At 48.0% G+C, this 21,695-nt stretch carries 12 protein-coding genes; 2 read left to right on the top strand and 10 right to left on the bottom strand.

Going from position 1 to position 21,695, the window contains the following annotated elements:
• Window positions 1-446 precede the first annotated feature (446 nt).
• The 10 genes from glmM to J0895_RS06060 all read right to left on the bottom strand — a co-directional run bounded on the left by glmM (window position 447) and on the right by J0895_RS06060 (window position 18,865).
• The gene (gene glmM, locus J0895_RS06105) at window positions 447-1,982 is read right to left on the bottom strand and encodes a phosphoglucosamine mutase (protein ID WP_207087224.1); all 1,536 of its coding nucleotides are present in this window, start codon (window positions 1,980-1,982) and stop codon (window positions 447-449) included.
• A 184-nt stretch (window positions 1,983-2,166) separates the two neighbouring features.
• Window positions 2,167-3,237 (bottom strand): glycosyltransferase family 4 protein, encoded by a 1,071-nt coding sequence (locus J0895_RS06100; protein ID WP_207087223.1) that lies wholly within the window; start codon window positions 3,235-3,237, stop codon window positions 2,167-2,169.
• Between the two features lie 63 nt (window positions 3,238-3,300).
• Window positions 3,301-4,203 carry a glycosyltransferase gene (locus J0895_RS06095; protein WP_207087222.1) on the bottom strand — a complete coding sequence of 301 codons (903 nt, stop codon included), beginning with the start codon at window positions 4,201-4,203 and terminating at the stop codon, window positions 3,301-3,303.
• Window positions 4,204-4,304: 101 nt separating this feature from the next.
• A complete protein-coding gene (locus tag J0895_RS06090; protein ID WP_207087221.1) occupies window positions 4,305-5,378 on the bottom strand; it encodes a glucose-1-phosphate thymidylyltransferase in 1,074 nt (357 codons plus the stop codon).
• Window positions 5,379-5,386: 8 nt separating this feature from the next.
• Entirely contained in the window at window positions 5,387-6,256 is an 870-nt protein-coding gene (gene rfbD / locus J0895_RS06085) for a dTDP-4-dehydrorhamnose reductase (RefSeq protein WP_207087220.1), read from the bottom strand.
• A complete protein-coding gene (gene rfbC / locus J0895_RS06080) occupies window positions 6,253-6,801 on the bottom strand; it encodes a dTDP-4-dehydrorhamnose 3,5-epimerase (RefSeq protein ID WP_207087219.1) in 549 nt (182 codons plus the stop codon). The genes rfbD and rfbC overlap by 4 nt, the downstream gene beginning before the upstream one ends.
• Window positions 6,802-7,428: 627 nt before the next feature.
• Entirely contained in the window at window positions 7,429-9,453 is a 2,025-nt protein-coding gene (locus J0895_RS06075; RefSeq protein ID WP_207087218.1) for a beta-barrel domain-containing protein, read from the bottom strand.
• Window positions 9,454-9,843: 390 nt separating this feature from the next.
• On the bottom strand, window positions 9,844-12,891 hold the full coding sequence (locus J0895_RS06070; RefSeq protein ID WP_207087217.1) for a peptidase domain-containing ABC transporter: 3,048 nt from the start codon (window positions 12,889-12,891) through the stop codon (window positions 9,844-9,846).
• Window positions 12,892-12,909: 18 nt separating this feature from the next.
• Window positions 12,910-13,650, bottom strand: a complete 741-nt coding sequence (locus J0895_RS06065) for a peptidylprolyl isomerase (protein ID WP_207087216.1) — start codon at window positions 13,648-13,650, stop codon at window positions 12,910-12,912.
• A gap of 472 nt (window positions 13,651-14,122) precedes the next feature.
• The gene (locus tag J0895_RS06060) at window positions 14,123-18,865 is read right to left on the bottom strand and encodes an FkbM family methyltransferase (protein WP_207087215.1); all 4,743 of its coding nucleotides are present in this window, start codon (window positions 18,863-18,865) and stop codon (window positions 14,123-14,125) included.
• A 23-nt stretch (window positions 18,866-18,888) separates the two neighbouring features.
• On the opposite strand from J0895_RS06060, the gene J0895_RS06055 reads away from it, so the two are divergent.
• A complete protein-coding gene (locus J0895_RS06055) occupies window positions 18,889-19,752 on the top strand; it encodes a calcium-binding protein (protein ID WP_207087214.1) in 864 nt (287 codons plus the stop codon).
• Between the two features lie 72 nt (window positions 19,753-19,824).
• Window positions 19,825-21,528 (top strand): methyltransferase domain-containing protein, encoded by a 1,704-nt coding sequence (locus tag J0895_RS06050; RefSeq protein WP_207087213.1) that lies wholly within the window; start codon window positions 19,825-19,827, stop codon window positions 21,526-21,528.
• Window positions 21,529-21,695 lie beyond the last annotated feature (167 nt).

Here is a 21,695-nt window from a genome sequence, read left to right as displayed (position 1 = left end):
TTCCACCTTTGGAAATGAGTCTGTTAATTGCCCAACTTTCTCGGGAGGAACTGTTAGCGCGAGTGCGGAATCAAAATTAATAGTTTGGGTTAATTCATGACTCTCGGGAGGGGTGACTCTTCCGAGAGTTCAAACTATCAGAGAGGAGGCAGAGCCTCCAATAGAGCATTTCTAGTACAGAAGAGCAAAAATAAATGGGCAGTCTATTCAGGCTCCTTGAACCCTTGAAATTTCCATAAGAATGGTTTGGCGCTCGTGCGGTTGAAGTAATCGATAAACTTAAAAATTTGCTCAGATAGGTCATCGGTGGAAGTGAGCTCCCCTTTTTCCCGCGTTTCTCCCCCCGCAAACGCTTCCCAAACAAAGAAAAGAAGACCCGATCGCTCGCGCCTTCTTTTCTAAATTTATTCCGATTTAAGAATGCAACTTAAAGGGATAATTCAACTCTAAGCGGCCAAATTTTGCTCTACGACTCGAACTAAATTTTCCGTCCAATAATTCGCCAGTTCTGCCGTTGCTGCTTCAACCATAACCCGGATCAAGGGTTCCGTACCAGAAGCTCGAACTAAAATCCGGCCTTGATCGCCCATCGCCGCAGTCGCCCGGTCGATCGCAATTTGTACAGGTTCGCAACTTTCCCAATCCATCCGGCGATCGCGGTCTTCTACTCGCACATTCCGTAACAATTGCGGATAGGTCTGAAAACTCTCATCCACCATCTGCGCCAGGGAACCGCCATGTTGTCTAACAACCGTTGCCAGATGAATCGCCGTCATTACCCCATCTCCGGTTACCCCATAGTGGCGACAGAGGATATGACCCGATTGTTCACCGCCTAACATAGATCCGGTACGCAGCATTTCCGCATGAACGTGCTGATCGCCGACAGGAGTTCTGAGTAGTTTACCCCCCAGTTTTTCCCAGGCCCGTTCAAACCCTAAATTCGACATAACCGTAGCAACAATGGTTGAATCCGGGAGTTGACCGGACTGTTCCAGGGTATGTCCCCACAAATATAGAATATAATCCCCATCTATCGGGCGGCCTCTATCATCCACCCCTAAAACGCGATCGGCATCGCCATCAAAAGCAAACCCCATATCGGCATTGTACGCCTTGACCGAGGATTGCAGCACATCCAGATGGGTAGAACCGCAGCCGACATTAATCCGATCGCCATCAGGGCGATCGTGCAAGCAGATAATCTCAGCCCCCAATGCCTGAAACACCTCCGGGGCCAACATCGCCGCTGCACCCCAGGCCAAATCTAAAACAATCCGCATTCCCTGTAATGGCAATTCCTCAGTCCCACTGCCATAAATCAGCGGAAGTTGCAACGCTTTAGCATAATCTGCCACTAACTCGGGCCTATAATATTGACGTCCCCAGACCCCCGTGGGACTTGCCGAGTCCATCTGCCCTCGGATACCTGCCTCAATCTGCTTTTGCACCGATGCCGGTAACTTCGTCCCATCGGACCCAAAAAACTTAATTCCATTATCCCCAGGGGGATTGTGACTGGCCGAAATCATCACCCCGCCAATGGCTTCAGAAACGCTCGTCAAGTAGGCAACGCAGGGGGTGGGACATAATCCTAAATTCCAAACCTCTAACCCTGCCGAGGTCAGCCCCGCAGAAAGGGCCATTGCTAACATATCGCTAGAATTTCGAGAATCTTGTCCTAAAACAATCGGACCCGTTGTCCCACTTTGGGCTTTCAGGACCTGACCGGCCCAAAATCCGACCTGCAAAGTCAGGGATGCATTGAGAAAATCTCCCACTCGTCCGCGAATTCCATCGGTCCCAAATAAGGGACTATTGGGGAGGTAAATTCCGGTTTCTACCACGGAAAGGCGATTGATGACCTCTTTAACCCCAGTGGGTTTAGGGTTTTGTACAGATTTAGACCCATTCACCCCGGCGAGGGTTAAGGATGAGCCGTTTGATCCAGAGCCTTGCGTCCAGGCTGGAGTTGTTACCATAATTTTATTCACTCCACACACACCAAAATAATAGATTCACTGTGGAGAATAGCATTTCCACAGAAATATCCTACTAAAACAAGAGTAAAAAGCCAAAATCCGGAGTTAAGCCGGTTCAGAGTCTCAAGATAGAAGGATCACGGATGAATTTTCAAGAATTTTTTCATCCTTGAAATGCTCATCCTTAAAGGTAGTCTTTTAAAATTTCTCCTGTGGAGATTCCGGTTTTAGACCAACTAAATTGACTGGCACGGGCTAGGCCCTGTTCCCGGAGGCGCGATCGCGTCGTTGCACCCAGGGCCACCGCCAGCATGGCACTGGCAATTTCTCGAATATTGTACGGATCAACTAATATTCCCGCATCCCCGGTTACTTCCGGCAGAGAAGACCGATTTGAGGTGATTACCGGAGTGCCACAGGCCATTGCTTCTAAGGCAGGCAAACCAAATCCCTCCCACAGGGAAGGAAAGACGAGGGCGATCGCCTGATTCATCAACACTGGCAGCTTCTCGTAGGGGACATATTCGAGGAATTTCACTCGTTCATCTAATCCCAACTCTTTAACCTGTTCCTTCAGGGCTGGACTGTAGCGGGGGTCAGCAGAACCCGCTAACCACAATTCATACTCTGAACCTGCGGCTAAATTCGCAAATGCTGCTATCAATCGATGCAGATTTTTATAGGGGTCACAACGACCGACATAGAGAAAATAATTACTAACAGGTAAGTTTAAATTTTTAAAATTATCCGCATCATATCCCAAGGGAATTGGGGTAATTTTATCTGCGGATATTTTACAAAAGTTACTAATATCCCGGGCGGTGGAAATGGAGTTGCAGACAATATGAGTTGCTTGCTGCAAAACTAGGGGAATATAATAGCGATGATAATAGGTTAAGGGAGAGCGTTTGTTGGGAAATCGCAGGGGAATAAAATCATGAACCATCACCACAGACCGACAGGCCGAAAACAAGGGGGCTTCTGGCACTGGGGAAAATAGCAGTTGCGATCGCAGGCTTTTATAAATTTTAGGGAGATGTTGTTGGGTCCACCACAACCGCTTGATATGACCTTTCTTTCCATAATCTGGGGTTAAATCTTCCGGAACTAAATAACAATTATAAGGAGCTAATTCCCGCCCGATTAATAAAGTCGGCTCCATAGGGTTCAGATAAGGGACAATTTGGTTAGCATAAGTGGTAATTCCCGTGGGTTTGGGAATCAAAAATGACAGATTTATGGACAGGGAAGTCAAGAGCGTACACCTCGGAATTTTTGCGTGACGTCCAACTAAAGGTCAAGAGCGAACACGATTGTTTCATCCAAAGTAAACATCAGAACTTCTCAGTTTCAGGTGAGAAAGGAGGGATTTGACTAAGGGCGATCGCTCACAATATTGGGCCAATCCCTCAAACTTTCCCCGGGCAATCTCCGGCTTAACAAAACTCAGAACTAGGGCATGGACAATTAAGCGGAACAATCGACCGATTAAAACTCGTTTGGAACTGTACTTTTCCATTGTTCTTAAATAGCTGTAGGTGCTATGTTTGAATTTATCTTTAACCTGGGTATCTGAAATTGAGGACGGAGAATGAATCAGGCTTAATTGGGAGGTTACCCCAATAATATGTCCTTGGGCGGCATAGCGTCGGCAAAAGTCAAAATCTTCATAATAGAGAAAGTAATCGGGATCAAAACTCGGACATTCGGAAAACTGTCCCAAATTAATTAATAAACTGCAACCCGTTACCCAGTCACAAGGGACATAATCGGCATCCCCCTCCAGACTCAACAGGTTTTTTTCCAGAATCGCACCCTGACTCGGAATAAATACCCCACCGGCAAACCAAAGGGTCCCGGTGGGTTCATAAACAATTGTACCTAAAATAGACACTTCGGGATTCGCGGCAAATAAATTGGGGACTTTTGCCCATCCTGGCGATCCCAGAAGAGTATCTGGATTGATTAACCAGACAATCCCTTGGGGATCTTGCTGATACACCCAATCCAGTCCCAGATTGCACCCCGCCCCAAATCCAACATTCTCCCCAGACTCCAAAATCACCGTAGACTCGCTTTCCACCTGGTAGATTGATTCGTCTCCTGGGGAATTATTAACAATAATTACCTGATATTCAAGGGTAGAACTGTCCTCAATGGATTGAATTAATTGCTCAACTAACTCGGTAGAATGATAATTAACGGTTACAAAATAAAGCACCTGAGTTGAAATTCCATCGAGTGATTGACCAATTTAACTGGGATGAAGGATAACCTATCCAACTTTGGATTCAGATTTATTTGCTCCTTCATCCGATGCAATTAGGGTAATTCAATTTGAGAATCATCGCCAATCATAAACCGGAGTGCTTTAGGTCGTCGGGGGGCGACGGTCAATTGCGCTCGTCTACCAATCACACTATCCACCAATCGTTGATGAATGCCGATGATTTGAGCGCTATGCAAAACCACACTATGTTCTAAATCTGCTTCGATTAACTTAACGCGATCGGCGATACTGCTATAAGGACCAATAAAGCAGTTTTCTAAGTAACAATTTTCGCCAATAATGACGGGACCGCGAATTGAACTGTTAATAACTTTCGTGCCTGCCCCAATTTGGACTCGCCCAATAATATGACTGTTAGAATCAACTTCGGCGTGATTTTGGGCCACTAATTGAGTATCGAGGATGATGCGATTGGCTTCAAGGAGGTCATCTTTTTTCCCGGTATCTAACCACCAACCCTCTAGGGTACAGGATTCTACGGAGGTTTTCCAGTCGATGAGCCGTTGAATAGCATCGGTAATTTCTAATTCTCCCCGGGCGGAAGGTTGGATATCTGCGATCGCCGCATGAATCTGGGGAGAAAAAAAGTAAATTCCAACCAGGGCCAAATTAGACGGCGGGTCTTTGGGTTTTTCAACTAATTCTAAAACCTTCCCCTTCCCATCCACCTTTGCTACCCCAAATGCGCTGGGATTGGAGACCGGACGCAGCAGAATTAAAGCATCTAGTTGTTCTGCTTTAAACTTATCCAAAAACGGATTCAGCGGCCTTTGAATCAGGTTATCTCCGAGATACATAATAAACGGAGTATCCCCTAAAAATGGGCGAGCGACTTTCACTGCATGAGCTAAACCGGCGGGTTCTTCCTGCAAAATATAAGTAATCTTGGCACCGAAGCGATCGCCATTCCCAGTCAGAGATTTCACCTCTTCCCCAGTTTCCGGACTGATAATAATTCCAATATCCGTAATTCCGGCGGCCACAATTCCTTCAATGCCATACCAGAGAATCGGTTTATTAGCGACCGGCACAAGCTGTTTCGCACCAGAATAGGTGAGAGGTCGCAGGCGAGTGCCTTTTCCACCGGACAGAATCAGTGCTTTCATATCAATAATTAACCGCTAAAATTCCGGAGCATTTGTCTGAGTCCCTGTCGCCAGTGTGGGGGATAAGTTCCCAAAGTTGCGGCGATTTTAGCTAGGGAGAGGACCGAATAGGCAGGACGATGGGCGGGAGTGGGATACTCTTCGGTGGAAATCGGCTTAACCCGCTGAATTTGCAGGGGAAAATCTAGGGCCTGGGCCTCTTCAAAGATGGCGATCGCAAAATCGTACCAACTGGCAACCCCGCTATTGGTGTAATGGTAAGTCCCGGCAGGAATTGCCAGTTGAACCATCGAGGCGATCGCCGCCGCTAAATCCCCCGTCCAAGTGGGACTGCCGACTTGATCCGTCACCACCCCTAATTCCTCCCTTTGGGACCCCAAGCGTAGCATCGTCTTCACAAAATTCCCCGAACCCCCAGTCCCGTAAACCCAAGCGGTTCTGAGGATAATCGCATCTCCCCCCACCTGATGAATCGCTTCCTCACCGGCGAGTTTTGATGCGCCATACTGTCCGATCGCATGGGTGGTATCAGTTTCGCGATAGGGATGAGACTGAGTGCCATCAAAGACATAATCCGTGGAAACATGAATCAACCGCGCCCCTAATTTATGGCACTCAGAAGCCATAATTCCTACCCCGGTGCCATTAATAGCCATTGCTAGTTCCGGTTCAGTTTCAGCTTTGTCTACTGCGGTATAGGCAGCACAATTGACAACCACTTGAGGTTTGACTGCTGCTATGACTTGACGGATTGAGTCGGGGTTGGCTAAATCCAGAGTTTGGCGATCGCACCCAGTCACCTCACCCACCGCCTGAAGAATGGGAGACAATTCCTGTCCCAATTGACCCGTAATCCCGGTTAATAAAATTTGGGTCATGCAAATACTTCCGCACTACTCAACTGCAGACCTGCTTGATCTTTTTCCGATAAGATTGGAGTGGCACCATTCAAAGGCCAATCAATTCCCAATTCCGGATCATTCCACAGGATACAGCGTTCATGGTGCGGGGCGTAATATTCCGTGGTTTTGTACAGCACTTCCGCCATTTCCGACACCACCAAAAAACCATGAGCGAATCCGGGCGGAATCCAGAACTGACGGTGGTTTTCGGCAGTGAGGAGACAACCGGCCCACTGTCCGAAGGTGGGAGACTGTTTGCGAATGTCCACCGCCACATCAAACACGGCACCGACGACAACCCGGAGTAATTTTCCTTGGGGCTGTTGAATCTGGTAATGTAGACCGCGCAGGACATTTTGGCGCGATCGCGAGTGGTTATCTTGGACAAACTCGGCGGTGATGCCGGTTTTTTCTTCAAAGGTGCGTTGGTTATAACTTTCCAAGAAAAAACCGCGATCGTCGCCGAAAATTTTCGGTTCTATAATCACAACATCGGGAATATCAGTGGGAATTATGTTCATTCAAAACTGTCAGAGATAGCAACCGGGAGTTTTCTGGTTTAAACTCAGCCGTTAGTCAATTTATCAGAATTGCTAACCTTTAAACCGAGAGGCTTGAAAATTAGCACTGATTTTCCGGTCCGTTAAACTCAAGGGTGGAGTGGCTCAACAGACCAATTCAGGGACTGTTTTAACCCGGGCATTTTCAAAGACAGACAGGGACCTGGATGGAGGGCGCTATCGAATTTCAGGTTCAGGGTAGCCACTGGCGTTCCTGCTTTGAAGGGGTCAAGGATCAAGAGCGTGTCCGTTCCTCTAGGCAGTCCTAAATCAGTTGTGGAATGCCCTCACCCCTTTCTCGTCGGCGGCCCAAAGGGGGAGAGGGGAGCAGGAGAGGGCATAAATCATTTAGGATTGCTATAGGCAGTAGTTTCCATTTCCCGAAGGTTACGGTGAAAGTCAAAGGTAAATCAAAATTAGTCACCCTGTTTGAAGTCTTTGAACGGTGTTTGTGCCAGAATCCCGAGGATAAAGTCGCCCAGATTTATCGCGATCGCACCCAATAAAAGCTATCCTAAACCTCACCGAAAATAGAAGTGCCAAGCCTCAACCTCACCCCTTGCGACTTGACACTTTATCCCGCACAGATTACTTCACCGTCTCAATGCTGCGAGTCTTATTCGTCATCCGGCTCAAGAAAATCTGGAGCACACTGCGTTTGCCAATTTTAATATTACCCTGCACAGCCATACCCGACTGAAGACTCACTTGCAGTCCATTATCCAACAAGAACTTTTCACTATCTAAAGTAATCGTTGCAGGGAAGGCATAAAAGCGTCGGTTTTCATCGGGAGGCAACACATCAGAACCAATCGAGGTTAGCACCCCCCGAACCGTACCATATTCCGTCGCAGGGAAGGCTTCGATACTAATCTCAACCGGGACCCCAGGCAGTCCTTCCGCTTGACTCTTCCGCATAGCATCTAACACCATCGCAATATCTTGGTTCTGGATATACATCGATGCTTCGAGTTCGTTATTCGGAACGATTTTTAATAGCGGTTCCGGGGAGGTGGCGAGGGTGACAAATCCAGGAGAATTGGGTTTCAAATCAAACACATAGCCATCTACCGGAGACTTGAGTTCTTGATATTGGAGTTCCAGATTGGCCTTGGCTAACTGACCGTCAATTTGGGAAATGCGCTTGTCATTTTCCAATTTTAAGCGGCTGAGTTGTCCATTGATATCAGAAATTCGTTTTTGATTGTCGGCAATGCGGGTTAAAACATCGCGCTGAGAAATAGCGCGGGTATTTTGGACCTCTTGACGCGATCGCGCCATCCCCACATTCAGCCGTTCTTGTTCACTCAGGAGGCGATCGACTTCTCCCGAACGAGAAAGCACTTCATTTTGCAGGCGTAAAATTTCCCCTTCCCGTGCCGCAATCTCATTTTCAGCGCGTAAAATTTCTGATTGCCGAGCCGAAATTTCATTTTGAAATCGCAAAATTTCCTCTTCCCGGCGGGCAATCTCATCTTCACTTCGCAGCACCTCGGCTTCCCGAGAGGAAATTTCGTTTTGCTGGGTAAGAATTTGTGCTTCTTGGGCCGAAAGTTGTTGCTGGCGACTCAACAATTCCGCTTCCCGATTAGACACTTCCGCTTGAGAGCGCAAAATTTCTTGTTGCTGACGCTCTTCTTGTAGTTCAGACAAGGCCCCTTCGGCGACAACAGGTTGAATCCGGCCCATAATACTTTGATTCACCGTCAGACCCTGTTTTGCCGTTTCCAGTTGCGCCCGAGCAGTCGGTATTTGGCGACGGGCGGTTTCGAGTTGTTCTAGCGCCCTGGGTAGCTGGCGACGGGCATTTTCTAACCGTTCCCGAGCCTTCGGGAGGTCTTGTTTGGCATTTTCCAGGCGCTGTTGGGATGCCACAAATTGTCTTCTAGCATTCTCCAGTTGGTCAATCACGTTGGGCAATTGTCGCTGGGCGCTTTCCAATTGTCTGCGGGCAGTTTCTAATTGTCCCTGGGAGATGGCAATTTGACCTTGAGCCGTGGGAATTTGGTTATTCACCTGGTTGAGTTGTTTTTCCAACTCATCTACCCGTAATGACACGGCTTGTTCCCGAGACTGAGATTCGTTTCGAGACGCGATTAGTAATTGCTGTTGGTTGAGGTCGAATTCGCCTCCATTGCTGGCAACAGCGGCCCCATTGAGCTGTGCTTGTAAAAATTGTGTTTCAGAAATTAAATTGCCTCGGAGTTTGGTCAGGTTTTCGAGTTCTGAACCGGATTCTCCCACGGTATTCCCACTGAGTGCGGCGGTAAAAAACTGATTTTCTCGCATCAGGGCATCTCGTTGTTGCTTGAAAGACTCCACATCCGCTTCCGGACTGGTGGGGTCCAAGGTTACCAAGAGTTGGCCTTTTTTCACTAACTGACCACCTTGAACGTGAATTTCCCGCACAACGCCACTGGTTGGGGGTTTCACTTCAACTACCGCACCCTGGGGTTCTAATTTACCCGTGGTGAGAACCGATTGATCAATTTGTGCCCAAGCCGCCCAACCGACTCCCGAAGCGGTCATACCCATAATTAACCAGATAAATACACTAGACCAAATCGGGGGGCGTTCTAAAATAACAGGTTGGTCGAAAACTGCTGATTTCATAGTTTTTAGGTGCTAGGTTTTATGGGGTCATTGGTCATTGGTCATTGGTTATTGGTTATTGGTCATTGGTCATTGGTCATTGGTCATTGGTCATTGGTCATTGGTTATTGGTCATTGGTTATTGGTCATTGGGGGATGGTTATTGGTCATTGGGGGATGGTCATTGGTCATTGGGGGATGGTCATTGGTCATTGGGGGATGGTCATTGGTCATTGGGGGATGGTTATTGGTTATTGGTCATTGGTCATTGGTTATTGGTTATTGGGGGATGGTCATTGGGGGATGGGGGGATGGGGGGATGGGGGGATGGGGGGATGGGGGGATGGGGGGATGGGGAGATGGGAGAGATGGGGGATTTTGCCCTCATCTCTCATTCTGCCCATTTCATTCCTAAACTTGGGATTCCTGTTGTTGATACAGGCAATAGTAGAGACCTTTGAGGGCCATTAATTCATCGTGAGTGCCTTGTTCCACCACCGCGCCTTGGTCCATCATGAGGATGACATCGGCTTTTTTAACGGTAGTCAGACGGTGGGTGATAAAAAAGACTGTGCGACCCTTAAAGGCTTCTGCAAGGTTTTCACAAACGAGACGCTCAGAATTGTAGTCTAGGGCGCTGGTAGCTTCGTCCAAAATCAGGAGATGGGGATTTTGGAGGACTGTGCGGGCGATCGCAATCCGTTGGCGCTGACCCCCGGATAAGGAGGCACCCCGTTCTCCCACAATGGAGTTATATCCATTGGGCAGGGTCATAATAAACTCGTGAGCTACCCCAATTTTGGCCGAGTTAATGATGTCATCGGTGGTGGCATCGGGATTGGTCAAGGCAATATTCTCCTGAACTGTTCCATTAAACAGGAGGGTATCCTGGAGGACCACACCAATTTGACTCCGCAGGGAATACAGTTCCACCTTCGATACATCATAGCCATCGAGTAAAATCCGACCGCCTGTGGGTTCATAAAGCCGCTGCAACAGCTTCATCAAGGTACTCTTACCGGAACCACTCTGACCGACAATGCCAACAAATTGCCCCGTTTGAAACTCCAGATTGATGTTCGCCAATTGCAGAGATTTACTCTGGGGAAAGTGGAAGGAAACATTTTCAAATCGGACTACACCCTCTACCGCAGGCATGGGGATATTGCTGCGGTCTTTTTCATCCGCCTCGGGATGCGCTTCTAGGATATCTCGCAGACGTTCGACAGACATGGCCGTTTCTTGGAAGGTTTGCCAGACTTGCACGAAGCGTAGTAGGGAACCTGTCACGTTGGAGGCGATAATCCGGAAGGCGATCAACTGACCCAAGGACATTTGGGGAGGGTCACTCAGAACTAAATGAGCACCCACCCACAGCAGGGCGAGTCCGGATCCCTTGTTTAAGAGGGTACTGATGGAACTGGCGGTGGTGGAGGTGACGACGGTTTTAAATCCAGCGCTGATATAGCGGGCATAGCGATCGTACCAACTCCAGCGGGAGGTGAGTTCGATGTTCTGGGCCTTGACGGTTTGAATACCGGAGAGGACTTCGACGAGATAGGACTGGGTATCCGCGTAACACTCGGCTCGTTTGCGTAACAGCCGTTGGACAATGGGCGACACCCCAGCGATTAACAGGGCCATAAAGGGGACGACCGCCAAGGCAACAGCGGTCATCAAGAGGCTGTAGGAGAGCATGACGGCGATATAAATCACCGAAAATAAGGCATCGAGAACGACGGTGAGGGCGGTCCCGGTGAGGAATTGGCGAATTTTTTCCAGTTCGCTCACCCGTCCGGCGAGTTCACCGACACGCCGTTGATCGAAGTAGCCGAGGGGGAGTCGCAGCAGGTGGTCGATTACCTGGGACCCAAGATTCAAGTCGATTCGGTTGGTGGTGTCTACGAATAAATAGGTGCGTAACCAGGTGAGCGCCCCTTCAAACACGGCCACTAAAACCATTAAGATGCCGAGAATATCTAGGGTTTCTAGGCTTCTTTGACCGATGACTTTATCGATAATCACCTGGGTGATTAGGGGGTTGGCTAACCCAAAGAGTTGAACGAAGAAGGAGGCGAGGAAGACTTGGACTAGGACGCTTTTATATTTGCCTAATTCCGGGAGAAACCACCAGAAGTTAAAGGTGTCTTGTTTGTCTTCGGGGGGAGGGACTAGGAGGAGGACTTGTTCGGTGCCTTCTTTGCCTTCTTCTGTGGGGGTGACGAGTTGCCACTCCTGGAGGAATTTTTGGGGTTTGCGGCGAATGATGCCTTTGGAGGGGATGGCGGCAACGATTTCGCGATCGCTGACGCTGAATAAGAGGGCAAAGCTATTTTCCCAGCGAATCATTGCCGGTGCTTTGAGTCGGGAGATGACTTCAACTGGGACGGTGACTAACTGCCCGTTAAATCCCATCATGGCGGCGACGGACCCACAGGATTGCAGGGTCAGTTTGCCGTGGGAGTTATATTGATTTTCCAAGACGCGCTGCACCACGTCACGGCGCACCCGAATTTGGTATTGTTTCCCCAACATTTGAAAACAAGCCAAAGACCCTTGAATCGGGCCTCTTCCCCGCATGAAGGGATATTTAACTTTGCCCCGGGGGGTGTTCTCTTCGGCTTCCATCACCGGGGGGCGATCGGGGGCGTAGGGAATGGGATCTACTACTGTCGGGGTGATGGGGGTCGTCGGGGCGATCGCATGATGTGAATCGGCGATCGCACCCCCGTTGTCCTGGGGATTTACCTGAGTTCCGGCTAAATCAAACAGGGGTAAGCCAATCACTCTGGCCCCGGTCGGGCAAGGGAGTTTGCCAATGGTGTTGGCATCCACCATCAGGCGGCTGCCTCTGTCCAATTCCCCAATGGTTCCGCTACTGAGAAACCAGAGGTGATCGCGATCGAGTTCGGTTAAATTCGCTTTCCCTTTGGGGATGTTAATCACCACCGCTTGGGGTTGGAATTGCAGGGTCAAGTCTTTGGCATTGGTAGTCGCATCGGCTCGGCGCTGAAGTTCCCCGGAGAGTAGCTCAAACACCTCATTCAAGGCGGCCTGTTGCTCAAAGGCTTCTCGGAAGACATTTTCCGATTTCACCTGCTCTAAGAAGGTACTGGCCCGGATGCAGACACAGATCACTTCCCGAGAGGCGATCGCACTATCTACGGCCACCCCTCGAATCAAGCTGCCCCACCCGAGAATTTCTCCGGGACCCGCTAACCGCAAACTGACCATACTTTGGCTGCGTTGGTCATGGGCCAATTCCCGCACTTGGCCCTCGTAGATCACCGCCACTTGAGTCGGCATTTTGCCCAGCTCAAAAATCGGTTGACCCGTCCGATACCGCAACAGTTCGCAATGGGTGGCCAGATTTTCCAAAGCCCGATCGCTGAGGCGATTAAATGGGGCCGTTTTCGCTAAAAATTCTGAAATTTGAGAAATATCGATTGTTGATGTCATGATGAAACAAACCTGCGCCTAACCCGCGATAGACTGCAATGACCCGACTTTTTGCACCTGTTCTCGCCACCAATTTTCAAACATCTCGTCGATTAATTGCCGACGCATATTGTCATCCAGTTGGGCTGGAATAAATTTTTCTAATCGAATAATCACGAACCATACATCCAATTGTCGAGGCGGCCAGAGTTGCCCCGGTTGACTAATCGACAACAGTTTACCAATCAGGGGATGGGGTTGAGAGACCGCAACGGGTCCCAGCAATCCCCCAGTTTGGCTTTCTGGACCTTTTGAGTATTCCTGCGCCGCATCTGCAAAGCTTTGTTCCCCTTCAGAAATCCGAAAATAAATTTCTTGGGCCAAACCCGGATCCTGAGTACGAATTAAGGAGTAAACGACTTTATCGAGGTCGCTTTTGCGTGTCATAAAATAACTTTGAACTTTTGGCCCCCAGGTTGTTGTCTTGAATTTTTTTATTAATAACTGTCGCACCACAGACTCCTGCATCTGTTCTTCGGTCATGCCTTGGCTTTTGAGCCACGCCTCCCGGATTTCTGGGGAGGTGAGCTTTTGCTGCACTGCAAAGTCTTCAAGCGCTCTTAAGCGTTCTTCATCGTTGCAGGTGATATTTGCCTCGGCTATTCCTTGATCTAGGACAACACCCCGACAAAATTGCAGATCTAACTGATACCGCTTTAATAAGGCGGGGATGTCTTCAGCTTTAATCGTTATGTCGCCAACTTGGAAAAGGTCACTCATGTTCAACCTCTACAAGACCACAAATATAACCAATCCTAGTTGGCATTGCCAGCACTTTTTGTTTCCTGAATTGAGTTTTGGTTCGGGTTTCGGGCAATTGGGTGATGCTCTCCCATCATAAAAGGGCGGTCAAACTCGCTTGGATGGCACGATTGGACGGGTCAATGTCGATATAGACTTACCCCTGGAGGACAGATCAAGGCATCACAGATAAACCGACTCCGGAATATTCCATACATCGCTCATCCCATCGTTGATCGTTGATCCTGTTGTTGTCTGACCCTTCCCGATTGCCGTTGCTGCCCTGAAAAAAATTTGACTGCTCTTTTTCTATCTTAGTAGATACGCCGTTGAGTTCTCTCTACTACCGGGGACGCTAGTCAACCGGGATTGGTTTCATTAAACAGGTTGCCCACCTCACCCCTGTCATCCTACTTTATGTCCCCCTGTGCTATTTTTCCTTGAACTGGGTTCAAATTTGGGGTTTAACCAGTTTTTCCAAGAGTGCTCCGATTTTAGCGGAATAAGCTCGGGTATCCAGACAAGGCCCTATATTCGGGAAACCCTGGTGAAGTTGCTGCCGATACTGTTCCCGTTGCCTTGGATTCGTCCCTAGGGACACCGCTAAATCAATGTAGGCCGATTCACTCGGGGCAATCCATTCTCCAAGGTGCAACTCTCGCAATAGGGCAGGCGATCGCCTGGTTTGTGGGGCTGACCCCTCCCAAACCACCATCGGCAGTCCTACTTCTAACGGATCGACTAGGGACAAATCCCCGGTATCCGGGTAAGCATCTAAATACAAGTCTGCTTGCTGCAAACAGTCTTTCAACTCCTCTAAAGAATTCAACTTCTCTATAACTACGAACCGCTTAGGGTCAATTCCATATCCCTGGAATACCATTTGGGTCTGATTATCGTAGGGACTGGTGCGATAAAATTTTGCCCCCATTCCTCCAAACGGATATAACACTAATATCGAATTAGGCACTGCTGCCAAAATTTTGGCCCAGGTTTCCCGAATCTGAGGACCGATTTTGTTGATACTGGCCCCGGAAATGAAGATGACGGTTTCCTCCGGAGTCCCCCAACGATGGCGCGTCGGTTGGATTCGCTTTTCCAGGTTTGGGGAGGTCGTTCCACGGTAAAAACAGAGTCCGGACCCTTCTACCGTAACCACTCGTTCCTGATAGTATTCTTGGAACCTGGGTCCTGCCATCAAATCCCCGGTAATGTAGTAGTCCATATTGCGCAGTCCGGTGGTGGTGGGGACCCAGGCCCCGGTACATTGGACCCGGGCCAAGCGGTGGCAAGCTAATAGGGCGATCGCATTGGTATTGCTGGAAATTTCGCTACCAATGAGTAAAATATCCAACTCATCACCCCGAATTTTATCTACTTGTTCCCCTAATTTCTGGGGTAGCTGCACTAAGCTATCTGCACAAGTTTTGCAGGTTTGTTGCAAGGGGGTCTCTTGAAGGGCGATCGCATACAACCGAATCTCAAATTTCTGTCGGTCTAAATGCTTAAATGCAGCCAAAGTGACCAGCGTTTCCTTCGCCGCAAAAAAGTTATGTTGCAGAATTCCCAGGCGAATTTTCTCCCGAGAAAGGGGACGAGGGGGACAATTATAATCCAGGGTTTGCCCCAAAGTTTTCAGAGTCAATTCCAGAATTTCCCCCCGTTTCTGGGCAATTTCCAACCCATTCCCTTCCCAAGCAGATAAGGTTTTAAAATTATGGGATTGGATAAAACATAAGGCAAGATACCGCCACAGGTCGGAATTGGGATTTTGCAACAGATGGGAATGGAGATAATTTACCAATCCCTCGATGTAATGAAAGTATTGTTCCGGTTCTCTGGGTTCCGAAAATGCGCTGGGTGTTGCAAATAAAAACTGCCAAAAATCCGATAAAAACCACTTGGGAATCGCCGCGCCGTTATAGGGGAAAGGAAGTTGATAGGCATCCCGATACAACATCGCGATGAGAAAGGATTGCATCGCTTTTGGCTGATCCAACCGGAGGCTAATCTCTGAATTTAACCGTTGGACTAACTGTCTTTCATTGTCCGTCAATGGTTCATTTTTTACCCCTTTATCGAGCACTATTTTAGCATCCATACCCACGCCACTCAAGTAGCTGAGTTTGAGCTTCTCGCCGGTTAAACTCAACCAGCGATCGGCGAAAAGCTCTCGCAGGGGACGCAAGCAAGCGGGTTCATACTTCCTCGGCACTTTGGCATCATGCAAAATCGGTTCACTGTTCCAAGGGTCGTAGGGAATCAAGGATTGCGCAGACAATTGGGGTCGCATGAAGCAGTTTCCCCGCCGATTGAGCATGGAGGCGACAAAGGAAAAGGTGCTGTTAGAAATGGCTAGAATATCGCAGTGACTTAGTAAGTAAAAATCTGGATAAAAGTCAGCTTTCGGTAAGTCGGCCCCCAGGGATTTGGCGGTAACGGGTTGATATTCGGCAAAATACGGCAGGACTTTTTCCGGTTCGTCACTGGCAATGAATAAAACAGGTTGTTCTAGGGTATTCCAGATTTTGGCTAACCAGGTTTTATACCAGATGAGGGGGGCGATGAAAAAGTAGGAAAAGCCATAATCTTTGAGTCGGATATGTAATCCGACAATGGTTTTGCCTTGAGACAGGAGGCGATCGCGCACTTTATCTAGTTGTTGTTTGACCTCTAGGACGGGTTCAAACAAGCGACAAAACTCGTCTTTATAAGGGGAATAATACTGAGTATTAAATTGAAAATAGCCCCAAATATCAACATTTTTTAAGGGTGTTTTTCGTTGCAAAATCGGCGATTCATTGGCGCGGGTACTGATATCTCTGACTTCCGGTAGATTTTTAGACAAGGGGGGGTCTTGATGTCCAAATAAATACTGTCCAATCCACTCCGGAGTTTCTATCCGCAGATGATGGGTTTGCGCGTAAAGTTTCAAAAACCCATACTGAAAGAGTTGATTGGCAAACCGTCCATTGGTACCCAGGGTAGAGAGACTAATCACCGGCTTTTTGACATAAAACGCATCTCCCCAGGAAGGATGATAGGGGGTGATTGTGGCAACGCGCTCAAAGTCGGATTCGGCTAATAATTCATCGAGTTTGTCAATTAATTGCGTCCCTTCATACAATTCCTCGTAATTGACTTCGGTATTAATCGCTTCGATATGTTGCAGCAGATTTTTTGCGCCTTGAAGGGCTAAAAATTCGGCCCCTTGGATATCTAAATTTAATAGATTAAAATCTGCTGGATTTAACCCGAGTTCTTCCAACAGAGTATCCAGGGTTTTACATTGAACCTGAATTTGATGGGTTTCTCGAATCTCGGGATAATACTCTTTAACCCGTTTCAAGGGTAAAATAGAACTAGCTGCATCCATTGATGTGACGTGCAAGGTAGCAGTTCCATTGACATTGGAGATGGCACAATTCACCCCAATCAGGTTGGGAACGCCACTCAAGTTAGATTTTAATAGTTTGAAAACGGCTGGATTGGCTTCAATGAATAAGACCTTTTTGATGCCAATATCCTGATAAGTTTTTAGTTCTTCTCCTTCATTCGCACCGACATGAATGACTCCCAGAGGTTTGATAGAATGTTCCTCTAAGAGTTGGGATAAATTCAACATTTTCGGGTCAGAATTGGAACTCCCAGGACTAGAGGGAATTGCAGGTTTTACAGAGTCTTGAGGAATAGTCTTGGGATAAAAACTAGAAATAAACCCTTGAAACTCGTCTAAATTAAGAGAATTAGAGAGCAAAGTTGTACAAAATCGAGGGAAACTTTTAACAACGGAAAATGTTTGAATCGGTTCTACTAAGGACCGATTAATTGTAGGAAAGGGACCGGGTACGTCATGGAGAACAACGACTCCATCATCTGCTAATAGGGTATGGGCCAGTTCTAAACAGATATTGCGAACGGGACATCCGGGATAAGTGCGACCTTTGATGGTTACTTCGTCCTGGCGATCGCCTGCATCGATAAAGATAATATCAAAATATCCCGGGCCATATTTGAGCGGGTATTCACAATACTCTAAAATCTCGGATTCAGTCCAGCAATGTCCCCCTAAATAGGCTTTTCCTTCTTCACTTTTAACCTCAATTAATCGATAGTCAATCTCTATTCCTTGGGCTGATTTGACTATGGGCGCAAATTTTTCATACCACCCGGCATTGTCTTCGACAGACACTACTTGCTGACAGACTAATGATTTAATAAACTGCTCTGTGTTACATCCGGGTCCATACTCTAGGACCCGCAAGGGACGGCGTTTTATCTTATACTGATGAATGATGACATAGGGCAGAACATATTTAAAGGAATGAACGAGTTTGGATGAACCCAGATTAACTAAACTGGCTGCTAATTTCCTGGAATAATTCAGATAAGGCTGACACAGAGATTCTAAGTTAATTTGTGAAGTAATTTCGAGGGTTTTGCAGGCGATCGCATTGCCGACATGGGAGAGGGGATGAAAGATATCCTCAAAATTATTAATCTCTTGAAGGGAAAAAGAGCAGGGTCTCGGTAACTCCCGGTCAATCAACACTAACCACTCATATCCGAGGGATTTTAATACTTGTAAACAATCCTGGGTACTCTTAAAATATTTGGGATTCCATCCCCCTTCCTGACTCAGGCGATCGCCTCCCCCACCATATTCAAATTGCACCAAACTGGGTAAAGTTTGTGCAGGAATCTCCCGCAGTCCATTAATAATCCCAAATTCACTGCCTTCTGTATCAACTTTTAAAATAGAAAGCCGTTCAATTCCGCGATTTTGTAGTAAAGTTTTTAAGGTTAAAGCAGGCACAGTTAGGCTAGTAGGGATTCTATCCCGATGGGGAGACTCAGACTGTTGTTGGTTTACCACTCCCCACCAATCCGGATTTAAGGAGTTCAAATTGACATTAAGCTCCCCTTGATATTCTCCCAAATACAGAGTGACTTCCCCATTTTTTTCGGCGATCGCCGCTTGTTCCAGAGGGACATTCAACTGCTGACAAGTGACCCGCACCTCCTCTGCTGGTGCCGGTTCCACCGCCAAGGTTGGAAACCCCGCCTTGACAAAATCCACAAAATAATAATCCTGCGTTCCTACCCCAATTTCAATCGCCGTCCCCTGACGTTCTGGATCTAAAATTGTGGCAAAGGTCGTCATTAACTGTCGCGAACAATCCTCAAACTTCATCGGAATTAAAGCCTAAACTCTCTATGCGGATCCTATTTACCCTGTCTCACTTTTTCAACCCGGATGGGATTGGCAAATATGGCGCTCAACGCAACGATCCCAACCCGCGCATTCAAGCACTCACCCAAAACCTCACCGCATTGCACCAGTTATTTGGAAACTCCCAGTATGCCACGGATTATGCTAACCGGGTTGCTTTACCTGCCAATCAATCGCTACAGACAGAAATTGAGATTGTGATTTGCACGACCCAAGGCTACCATATTCTCGATCGCCTTCCTCTCCCCTCCCATTTATGGACCCATCACCCCACTAATGCCAAACATCTGCTGCTGGGATTTGAGTGTCAGGCACTCTTGAAAGAACGCTTAGGCGGGTATGATTATTACTGTTTTCTGGAAGATGACCTGATTTTGCACGACCCCTGGTTTTTTATCAAACTGAATTGGTTTAACCAACAAGCGGGCGATCGCCATCTCCTCCAACCCAACCGCTATGAGCAATCCACCCACCCAGGCATCGGCAAAACCTACATCGATGGCGAACTTCACCCCCAAATTACTACAACCTATCAAAATGTTCAAGAACAACCTCAACTCACTGGCATCATTATGGGGACATCCGTCACCTTTCAACGCACCAGCAATCCCCATTCGGGCTGTTATTTCTTAAATGCCCGCCAGATGGAATACTGGGTGCAACAACCCTATTTTTTAGACCGAGATACCCGGTTTGTCGGTCCTTTGGAAAGTGCGGCGACTCTGGGGATTATGCGGACGTTTAAAGTTTATAAACCGGCACCTTTGATGGCTAATTTTTTGGAGGTGGAGCATTTTGGGAGGGTTTGGAGTGAAAAAATTGGGAGGTTGCTGAGGTGGGAGGGGTGAACCACTGATTACACGGATTTTCACGGAAGGGATTTAGAGAAGAGATTTATAGAAGGAAGGGATGAATTATTTATGACTGATTTTGATTATTATGACCGGGTGAATCCGGATTTGTTGAAGGTTTTACCGGCGGATGCTGGGGTGATTATTGAGGTGGGTTGTGGTGCCGGGGCGATGGGGGCGCAATATAAGCGGATTAATCCTCATGGGCGTTATATTGGGGTGGAAATTAATGAGGGGGCGGCAGCGGTGGCGGCGCAACGGTTGGATGAGGTAATTGTTGCGAATGTTGAGGATTTGGAGGATGAGCGGCTGAGGTTTGAGGCGGGGACTGTTGATTGTTTGGTGTATGGTGATGTGTTGGAACATTTGGTTGATCCTTGGGCGGTTCTCCAGCATCAGGTGAAGTGGTTGAAGGAGGGGGGGCAGGTTTTGGCTTGTATTCCGAATATTCAACATTGGACGGCGATTGTTAATTTGTTGCGGGGGAGTTGGGAGTATCAGGACCAAGGTTTGCTCGATCGCACTCATTTACGGTTTTTTACGTTAGATGAGGTCAAAAAGTTATTCCTTCAGGCGGGATTACAGAGTTATGAAATCCAAACTCGGGGACGGAAACCTCCGGCTTTTCAACAGTTCCAGCAGTTAATGGCCCCGGTGGTTCAAGGGTTAGGAATTGACCCGCAAGCGTTTGAAACTCAGACGGGGGCGATTCAATATGTGGTGAGAGGAATTAAGTCGGAAGTGCCGCCCAGACGGTTGTTAATTCAGACAATTATTATGGCCCCGACGGGATGCGATCGCCCTCGGGTTTTAGAACCCGATCGCCTGAGTGCGACGATTCCGGGAGTGCGAACTCTCTCTGATGTGCGGACTGCCGATGTGAATGCGGCCCTCCCTCAAGAGGAAAAGGTCTTTATTTGGCAGCGCACCATTATGGACTATCCCGAGGACATTGTTAAGCTCAAACAATTGCTGCAACGGGGATATGTAATTGTGGCAGAAATTGATGATGACCCTCTGCGTCGTCCGGAATATGAAAAGAATCTCTTTCTGAGTTATCGCGGTTGTCATGGTGTGCAAACTTCTACGGAACCCTTGGCGGATTTTTTACGCCAATATAATCCCAATGTGGCAGTCTTTAAAAATCATTTGGGCTATTTACCGCCCCAACGAACCTATGCTGATGACGAGACTTGTACTATCTTTTTCGGGGCGCTTAATCGTGAGGCGGATTGGCAACCGATTATCCCTGAGTTGAATCGAGTTCTGCAAAAATACCAGCAGCAGGTGCGAGTGAAAGTGCTGCACGATCGCCAGTTTTTTGAGCAGTTGCAGGTCAAGAATAAAGAGTTTTCACCCTTTTCTCCTTATGAAACTTATCAGGAGGTTTTGCATAGCTGTGATGTGGCGCTGCTGCCCCTGACTCCGACTCGGATTAATAGTATGAAGTCGGATTTAAAGTTTCTGGAATGTGCCGGTCATGGTGTGGCGGTAGTGGCGAGTCCAACGGTGTATGAAGAAACAATTATTGAGGGAGAAACGGGGTTAATTTATCGGTCGGAAGGGGAGTTTGGCAAAAAATTAGAATCTTTAATCCTGGATCTGGATTTGCGCAGGGGTTTAGGGCAGAATGCTTATCGGTGGGTGGCTGAAAATCGCTTGCTTTCTCAGCATTACCGGGAACGTCACCAGTGGTATTTGTCCCTGCGCGATCGCCTCCCCCAGTTGAATCAGGAATTGCGCGATCGCTTACCGGAGTTGTTTGACGATTAAGCCACACCCGCCGGGGGTTGTCACGCAAAGGAGTAGGGTGGGCAATGCCCACCTTCTGTTCGGTGGGCAATGCCCACCCTACAATTGCTCCCTTACAAGAATAGGTTTTTTACGCTTAAGAACACATCCGGTCCCCTCCCCTTGGCAAGGGGAGGGCTAGGGTGGGG

This window comes from Phormidium pseudopriestleyi FRX01, from assembly GCF_017313335.1.
GTDB lineage: Bacteria > Cyanobacteriota > Cyanobacteriia > Cyanobacteriales > Laspinemataceae > Laspinema > Laspinema pseudopriestleyi.
The sequence above is the reverse complement of the archived record's forward strand: the minus strand, read 5'-3'. Positions and strand labels throughout refer to the sequence as shown.

Bases quoted from the DNA above. Each gene is read 5' to 3' on its own strand.
- glmM (WP_207087224.1), bottom strand. From the start codon at position 1,982: ATGGTAACAACTCCAGCCTGGACGCAAGGCTCTGGATCAAACGGCTCA.
- J0895_RS06090 (WP_207087221.1), bottom strand. From the start codon at position 5,378: ATGAAAGCACTGATTCTGTCCGGTGGAAAAGGCACTCGCCTGCGACCT.
- rfbD (WP_207087220.1), bottom strand. From the start codon at position 6,256: ATGACCCAAATTTTATTAACCGGGATTACGGGTCAATTGGGACAGGAA.
- rfbC (WP_207087219.1), bottom strand. From the start codon at position 6,801: ATGAACATAATTCCCACTGATATTCCCGATGTTGTGATTATAGAACCG.
- J0895_RS06075 (WP_207087218.1), bottom strand. From the start codon at position 9,453: ATGAAATCAGCAGTTTTCGACCAACCTGTTATTTTAGAACGCCCCCCG.
- J0895_RS06070 (WP_207087217.1), bottom strand. From the start codon at position 12,891: ATGACATCAACAATCGATATTTCTCAAATTTCAGAATTTTTAGCGAAA.
- J0895_RS06065 (WP_207087216.1), bottom strand. From the start codon at position 13,650: ATGAGTGACCTTTTCCAAGTTGGCGACATAACGATTAAAGCTGAAGAC.
- J0895_RS06060 (WP_207087215.1), bottom strand. From the start codon at position 18,865: ATGAAGTTTGAGGATTGTTCGCGACAGTTAATGACGACCTTTGCCACA.
- J0895_RS06055 (WP_207087214.1), top strand. From the start codon at position 18,889: ATGCGGATCCTATTTACCCTGTCTCACTTTTTCAACCCGGATGGGATT.
- J0895_RS06050 (WP_207087213.1), top strand. From the start codon at position 19,825: ATGACTGATTTTGATTATTATGACCGGGTGAATCCGGATTTGTTGAAG.